General features: G+C 48.2%; 8 protein-coding genes. 2 read left to right on the top strand and 6 right to left on the bottom strand.

All coding sequences use genetic code 11. From position 1 onward, the window contains the following. On the bottom strand, positions 1-368 hold a 368-nt coding region (locus Q0231_RS07805), incomplete at its 3' end, for a VOC family protein (protein WP_299346911.1). A 269-nt stretch (positions 369-637) separates the two neighbouring features. On the opposite strand from Q0231_RS07805, the gene Q0231_RS07800 reads away from it, so the two are divergent. Continuing rightward, positions 638-1,267 (top strand): cold-shock protein, encoded by a 630-nt coding sequence (locus Q0231_RS07800; protein WP_269394349.1) that lies wholly within the window; start codon positions 638-640, stop codon positions 1,265-1,267. Between the two features lie 37 nt (positions 1,268-1,304). Next, complete coding sequence (locus Q0231_RS07795; protein WP_299346908.1) at positions 1,305-1,733, top strand: DUF192 domain-containing protein; 429 nt, start codon at positions 1,305-1,307, stop codon at positions 1,731-1,733. Positions 1,734-1,987: 254 nt separating this feature from the next. On the opposite strand, the gene Q0231_RS07790 is transcribed toward Q0231_RS07795, so the two are convergent. The 5 genes from Q0231_RS07790 to Q0231_RS07770 all read right to left on the bottom strand — a co-directional run bounded on the left by Q0231_RS07790 (position 1,988) and on the right by Q0231_RS07770 (position 6,234). After that, positions 1,988-2,392: a helix-turn-helix transcriptional regulator gene (locus Q0231_RS07790; RefSeq protein WP_299346906.1), complete on the bottom strand. Its 405-nt coding sequence runs from the start codon at positions 2,390-2,392 to the stop codon at positions 1,988-1,990. 92 nt (positions 2,393-2,484) lie between these two features. Further along, the gene (locus Q0231_RS07785) at positions 2,485-3,204 is read right to left on the bottom strand and encodes a LuxR family transcriptional regulator (RefSeq protein ID WP_299346904.1); all 720 of its coding nucleotides are present in this window, start codon (positions 3,202-3,204) and stop codon (positions 2,485-2,487) included. Between the two features lie 193 nt (positions 3,205-3,397). Beyond that, positions 3,398-5,308 (bottom strand): monovalent cation:proton antiporter-2 (CPA2) family protein, encoded by a 1,911-nt coding sequence (locus Q0231_RS07780; protein WP_299346902.1) that lies wholly within the window; start codon positions 5,306-5,308, stop codon positions 3,398-3,400. Beyond that, positions 5,305-5,919, bottom strand: coding sequence for an NAD(P)H-dependent oxidoreductase (locus Q0231_RS07775; RefSeq protein WP_299346900.1), 615 nt, complete (start codon positions 5,917-5,919; stop codon positions 5,305-5,307). Before Q0231_RS07775 ends, Q0231_RS07780 begins: the two co-directional genes overlap by 4 nt. 144 nt (positions 5,920-6,063) lie before the next feature. Then, a complete protein-coding gene (locus Q0231_RS07770; protein ID WP_269394343.1) occupies positions 6,064-6,234 on the bottom strand; it encodes a hypothetical protein in 171 nt (56 codons plus the stop codon). Between the last annotated feature and the right edge of the window lie 183 nt (positions 6,235-6,417).

Here is a 6,417-nt window from a genome sequence, read left to right as displayed (position 1 = left end):
AGATCGCCTTCTTGTAAGAGCTCAATTGAAATATTGTCTGGCGAACGAACAAAGGCCATGTGCCCATCGCGCGGCGGCCGGTTGATGGTGTAGCCCATATCCATGAGGTGCTGACAAGTTGCATAGATATCGCTAACACGATAGGCGAGGTGGCCAAAGTTGCGCCCGCCATCATAACCCTCTTCGCCCCAATTGTAGGTCAATTCAATTTCACTTTTTTCGTCACCTTCAGGTGCCAAGAAGATAAGCGTAAATTTGCCTTTTTCGTTTTCGAAGCGCCGTGTTTCTTTCAACCCTAGGCCCTCACAATAGAACCTTAGGCTTTCTTCAACGTTCGAGATTCGCACCATCGTATGCAGATATTTCATCGTGATTCCTTTGTATGAACTTGTTTTTACGTTTCGGACAATTGCGTATTGCCAAAAAATCGCACTTTGTGAATGTGAATAACTCGCATGTTGTTATCTATTTGAAGTGGCAATGTTTTTGCTGCTCTAAGCGGGTCATTACGTTGGTAGGTAATTATAATGGTTAATGAATTCTAATTATTTACTTAACAAAGCCGTCTGAATCGGACAAACTTAGAACTTAGTAAGGTGTACCCTGTTTGTGGTGGGACAGGAGAGACAAGAGGGACATGGCGATTATGGGGGCCAAATATATAGCCGAAGTTGATGGTGATACAGAGTACGAGGGCCAAGAGCCATCGGCTGGTAGCAGCGCCAATGAACTAGCCAATGACCCGACTGTGGATGTTATTGAAATTGCTGGGTCGATAAAGTGGTTTGATGTCGCAAAAGGCTTTGGCTTTATTGTGCCAGACAACGGCATGCCTGACGTATTGGTACATGTGACCTGTTTGCGCCGTGACGGCTTTAAAACGGCTTATGAAGGCTCGCGGATCGTTGTAGAGGCATTGGACCGCCCCGGTGGTCTGCAGGCCTTTAGAATCCTTTCTATGGATGATTCAACTGCCAAGCACCCAGCGCAAATGGATCCAGCTAAGACACACGTTGTCGTGGAGCCAACTTCAAAGCTAGAGCGCTTGCAGGTTAAATGGTTTAACCGGCTGCGTGGCTTTGGCTTCCTTTCTGCTGGTGAAGGTCATCCAGACATTTTCATCCATATGGAGACATTGCGCCGTTTTGGTCTCGCTGAGCTTCGCCCCGGTCAATTTGTCTTGGCGCGCTACGGCGATGGCCCAAAAGGCCTAATGGTTGCGGAGATTCGTCCTGATGGATGGGGCGACGCACCGTCATCCCACTAGACCTATGCCCAACGCAAAACGACGATTAGCGCGCGCCATGTGCGCTCTTTTTCTTTTTTTAGGCCTTTCAGCCTGCAGTGCCAATGAGCATGAGCTGACATTAACCAGCGATACTGGCGCCCATCATTTTCAAATTGAAATCGCTGACGATGATTCTGAGCGCGCAAAAGGCTTGATGTACCGAACAGAGCTGGGCCCTGACGCTGGCATGTTATTCGATTTTTATGAAGAACGACCAGTTTCCTTTTGGATGCGCAACACCCTAATCCCGCTTGATATGATCTTCGTGAAAGCAAATGGCAGGATCGTCAATATTCACGTCAATGCAAAACCACACGACCCGACGCCAATTCCGTCAGCCGCACCTGTGCGATTTGTCTTTGAAATTGCAGGCGGGCGAGCCGCGCAGATTGGCTTAAAAGCAGGGGATATGCTGACCCATCCACGGGTGACGGCTACACCGTAATCCAGCGATCATTTCCCCGGACCTGCGAATGTTCTATTGTTGATGAGGTGGGATCGGCCCAAGATCTATTTTGACGAGGAATATGCGGGCCAAGAAAGGTATGAATTTCCCAGTTTTCACAATCAACCGTCACTGAGAATCGCTATAACGTATCCATTGGCCCAAGAACGTTGTGAATTTCGGCTCCAATTGGTTCTAAATTCAGCAAAACCTCTCAAGCCTGTTTGTTGCGATAAAAATCTCTTGAGCCAATTTCAACTGGCGGTTGCAGTTTTTGCATATTCCACGGCCGCCGAATCGGTGGCCATCAGGGTTTCCAAGATTGAGAAATAGCGGGCTGCGACGACCATGTTGCCGATTTCCATCTTTTGAATGAAACGCGATTTATGGACGTCCACTGTCCGGGGGCTGATATTCAGTCTTTCGCCAATTTGAACAGCAGTCAGGCCTTCGATGACCTGCTCAAACACCTGAAACTCACGAGTGGTGACACGCTCAAGCCGTCTTGCGAAATGTAAAAGCTCAATGACCTCGGGAACAGGACTTGTTCTTTCCCGCCTCAGGGTAGATGAGTTGTCATTTAGCCATTCCAACAGCGTTGAAAACTTTTCGCTCTTGCTGTGGGCGTTTACCGTTACGCCAAAATCTATTTCATTCATTACTATTCCTAAAATGGACAATAATTTTTTTACTATGCTTCATTATGCGCATGAAAATACACAAAATCACCACCCCCAAATAGGGGGGGTACTCAAATAATACCCAACCGCACAGCTGTTACGACGGTGTGCAATTTGTTGCAACATGCTAGTTTTCGCTGGGCATTCTGCAGGTATGATTTTACGGAGTGATCAGAGATGCCTAGTATCCGACTGGTTTCCCAAACCGACTTACCCTCCGCTGCCCACTTTAAAGCTTCACTTTCTCGAGGTGAAAGCGTTGATTCCGGCAGTTTTGGCTTGCGAATATTCAAGGCTTTTTCGTTGAATTGGTGCGCGAACAGCATAATGTGAGGCAAGACCTCTTGCCGCATTTTAATCCAGTCTCTATCGCTAACATCTGCATTAAACGACAAAGCGCACATCTCGCCATTTGGCCCATGGATTGGTATGGCAAAGCCCTGTCGCCCCAAGCCATGCTCAACAGACTCGCCAAAGAATGTTTTGAGCGGGGTGGAGTCGTACTTGGCGGTTTCCCAATCAAATGGACATCTGGAGGAAGAAGCGGTCTTAAGGATTGGATCTTGAATGTGATAGCTTTGGCTGAAGTATCTTTCCAGCCAAGCAGGCGAATATGTGGTTATAGCATCAAAGGCGAGACGAGGCGAAGACATACCGGGGTTCAAAATACCATAGGCGATGTGCTCGCCGCCAAACTCGGACGCCTTTTTGCTTAGCTGATCGATTGCTTCGTCACGTGTTGCGAATTCTACGTCTTCCCCTAAATATTGGTCCACCGAAAAGCTGGTCATAGATCACACAAAATCTTCAATTCTTGAAATATATCAACTCCAACGATAGTGAAAAAAACAGTGCCGTCGAGTTATTTTTTACAATTGTGTTAATTAGCAAAGCAAAGCCGCAAATTCAACCACACATTGTGTATCACTTTGGCGAAATTCTTGCCATTCGCTCTGAAATACTGGTGACTTGTTGAAGGTATGCCTATTGCTCCGAATCATCAGGGCGATGCCCGGGCGGCATCCAAGCCCGGTCTACTGCGCCTTTGTGGCCATCTGTTGAGCCAACCATTGCCCGGTCCATTTCGTCCCGTACCTCAATTGCTTTCTTGATGTATTCGTCGTTTTCGTGCGGTGGAATATCCGGGTTGTGCAATTCAGCGAGTTGGCGAATCCCCCAAAGGTCAAGTTCTACAAATGCTGAAGCAATTTTTTCGGCCTCATATGGGTGAATGCCCAAGCCTTCTAGTGCAGAACGCCCGGCGCGGACAGAACTGTCAAATGTCTCTCGGATCATATCGTTGGCGCCAGCATAGTACATATCATACACCGAGTTGCGGTCCCGCGCGCGCGCTACGATGTGTATGTCTGGTCGCACCTGACGGGCGTGGCGCACAATCTCAAGGGCTCGTTCTTCATCGTCGATCGCAACGACAATCATCTTGGCTTCGTGCAGTCCTGCGGCGTGCAGCAGATCTGGACGGGATGCATCGCCGAAAAATGTCTTTACGCCAAAACGACCAACGCGGTCGACAGCCTCTGCACTCAAATCAAGAACGACGGTCTTGAACCCATTGCCCAACAACATGCGATTGACGATTTGCCCAAAACGTCCAGTACCCGCAATAATGACGGTACCTTGTTCGGTGATTTCATCCTCTTTGCGCTGTTGTTCGTTCGTCAGTTTTGGCAGAAGCAAGCGCTCGTAGGCTATGAACAAAGCTGGGGTAAGGAGCATTGAAAGTGCCACCACCAGAAGGAGGAGTTGAGATAATTCGTTTGAGATAACGCCATTTTGCAGGGTGAAAGAAAGCAAAACGAACCCGAATTCACCTGCTTGCGCCAGCCCCAACGTGAACAACCATTTGTCTGCGCCTTTGAGTTTAAAAATGATGGCCAGACAATAGAGCACCAAGGCTTTGATCGACATCAGCCCAACAGTAAGCCCCACAACAATGGCAAACTGGTCGAAGAGGTAACCAAAATTGATTCCTGCGCCCACGGTGATGAAAAATAGACCCAACAATAGTCCCTTAAATGGGTCTATGTCGCTCTCAAGCTCGTGGCGGAATTCTGAGTTTGCCAATACAACACCAGCCAAAAAAGTACCAAGGGCAGGGGAGAGGCCAACCAATGTCATCAACAAAGCAATGCCCACCACCAACAGCAAAGCTGCAGCGGTGAAGACTTCGCGCAATTTTGCACCGGCAATAAAACGGAATAGCGGGCGTGATAAATAATGGCCACCAACCACCACGGCGACAATGGCCAAAACAGTGACGCCTGCAACTTGCCAGCCCGCCAACCCTTCAACCAAGCTCATTTCTGCGCCATGGCCACCAGAACTTGCGCCGTGATCGTCGTACAGATGGTCAAGGTACTCTTGAATTGCCAAAAGCGGGATCAGCGCCAACATGGGGATGACGGCTATGTCTTGGAACAAGAGAACGGAAAAACTCGACTGACCGCCGTCACTCTTCATCAAGCCTTTTTCGTTCAGCGTTTGCAGAACAATAGCAGTAGAAGAAAGGGCAAAGACCAAACCAACGGCAATCGCGCTTTGCCAAGGCACGCCCAAAAGGTAGGCGATTGTGCCAATAATTAAGGTGGTTGCCCCAACTTGAAGTCCGCCCAAACCAAGCAAACGGTTGCGCATATCCCAAAGGGCCCTTGGTTCAAGCTCCAACCCCACGAGGAACAACATCATCACAACGCCAAATTCGGCAAAATGTTGAATATCTTGAGTTTCTGAGCCAACCAATCCTGTTATGGGTCCAATGACAATCCCAGCAATCAAATAGCCAAGCACTGAACCTAAACCCAGTCGCTTGGCAATGGGAACCGCAATCACGGCGGCGCAAAGATAGATGAAGCCCTGAAAAAGCAGTCCGGTCATTTCTTCTCCCCCGCGACAGATGATATGTTTTCAGCCGTCAATATGGGCAGCTGCTTAGCGCTTTCAAAGTCGAATTCATCGTCCCTCAATGCCTCGAGTAATCGTCGATATTGTGTGGTGTGCTGGGCAAGCCGGCCGTCATTTCGTGCGCGCAAGGAGGCGAACAAGGTGAATGGCGACACATATCGCATCGAACAAAGATTTGCCGTCTGCTGAAGGGGAGACAAGAAAGATGGCAGCTCAAAATTGTTATTGCCTTGCGGGGCATAAGCGGTTTGTGGGCCACCGACCGAAACGACCGGGAGTAGGCATTTGCCGGCCAATGCCGTGCCGCCTTCGCCATAAGCAAACCCATACTCAAGCACAAGGTCTTGCCATTCTTTCAGCAAAGAAGGCGTAGAGTACCACATTAGGGGGAATTGAAATATGATGACGTCGTGCGCCAACAATTGTTCTTGTTCTTTATCGATATTAATTTTGAAACGCGGGTAACGCGCATACAAATCAACAAAGGTGACGCCTTCAACCTCTTGGGCGACTTTCGCCAAATCCGTGTTAGCGTTTGAATGGCGTGGTGCTGGATGTGCGTGAAGCACAAGAATCGATTTCATAGTCATCCCCAATATCCAGCAAACACTATGGGTTTGGCGCTGACAATGAAAGGCAGAACTGCCTGATTGCTAGGCAGCTCTAATGGTTTCGTTATTTAGCAGGACGCAAGCGGTCAAACCCGCGTTCGCGACTTGTAACGACGCTTAGCCGCCGACAAGTGGCGCAAAATGCGAACCTAAGTAGTAAGGCCAAACAATCAATCCAAGTAAGCCTTTAAAAAAGCCTAGTTTCAAATATCCGACAGTGAATAACCACCCAATAAACCACAGCATGCCTGTGCCACTGTGCTGAGTTATGTTGATCTTGCGTTCCATGTTGCCTCCAGGGTTCTACCGTACTCTTTGTCTATCAGTAGTATGTTCAATGAAATTAGGTATTGATTGGTGTCAATTCAATGATTGTTCTGCTGTTTGATCTAAAGAGTGCTTTATTTCGCGTATTTCATACTCCAAATAATTTCCAATTTACAAATTCACTTTTCCGAATAAAGGTAATTT

It is taken from the genome of uncultured Maritalea sp. (genome assembly GCF_937139385.1).
Taxonomy (GTDB): domain Bacteria; phylum Pseudomonadota; class Alphaproteobacteria; order Rhizobiales; family Devosiaceae; genus Maritalea; species Maritalea porphyrae_A.
The sequence above is the reverse complement of the archived record's forward strand: the minus strand, read 5'-3'. Positions and strand labels throughout refer to the sequence as shown.

What these genes read in the sequence shown, in the direction of transcription:
- Q0231_RS07795 (WP_299346908.1), top strand. Translation starts at nt 1,305, where the DNA reads ATGTGCGCTCTTTTTCTTTTTTTAGGCCTTTCAGCCTGCAGTGCCAAT.
- Q0231_RS07775 (WP_299346900.1), bottom strand. Translation starts at nt 5,919, where the DNA reads ATGAAATCGATTCTTGTGCTTCACGCACATCCAGCACCACGCCATTCA.
- Q0231_RS07790 (WP_299346906.1), bottom strand. Translation starts at nt 2,392, where the DNA reads ATGAATGAAATAGATTTTGGCGTAACGGTAAACGCCCACAGCAAGAGC.
- Q0231_RS07800 (WP_269394349.1), top strand. Translation starts at nt 638, where the DNA reads ATGGCGATTATGGGGGCCAAATATATAGCCGAAGTTGATGGTGATACA.
- Q0231_RS07770 (WP_269394343.1), bottom strand. Translation starts at nt 6,234, where the DNA reads ATGGAACGCAAGATCAACATAACTCAGCACAGTGGCACAGGCATGCTG.
- Q0231_RS07785 (WP_299346904.1), bottom strand. Translation starts at nt 3,204, where the DNA reads ATGACCAGCTTTTCGGTGGACCAATATTTAGGGGAAGACGTAGAATTC.
- Q0231_RS07780 (WP_299346902.1), bottom strand. Translation starts at nt 5,308, where the DNA reads ATGACCGGACTGCTTTTTCAGGGCTTCATCTATCTTTGCGCCGCCGTG.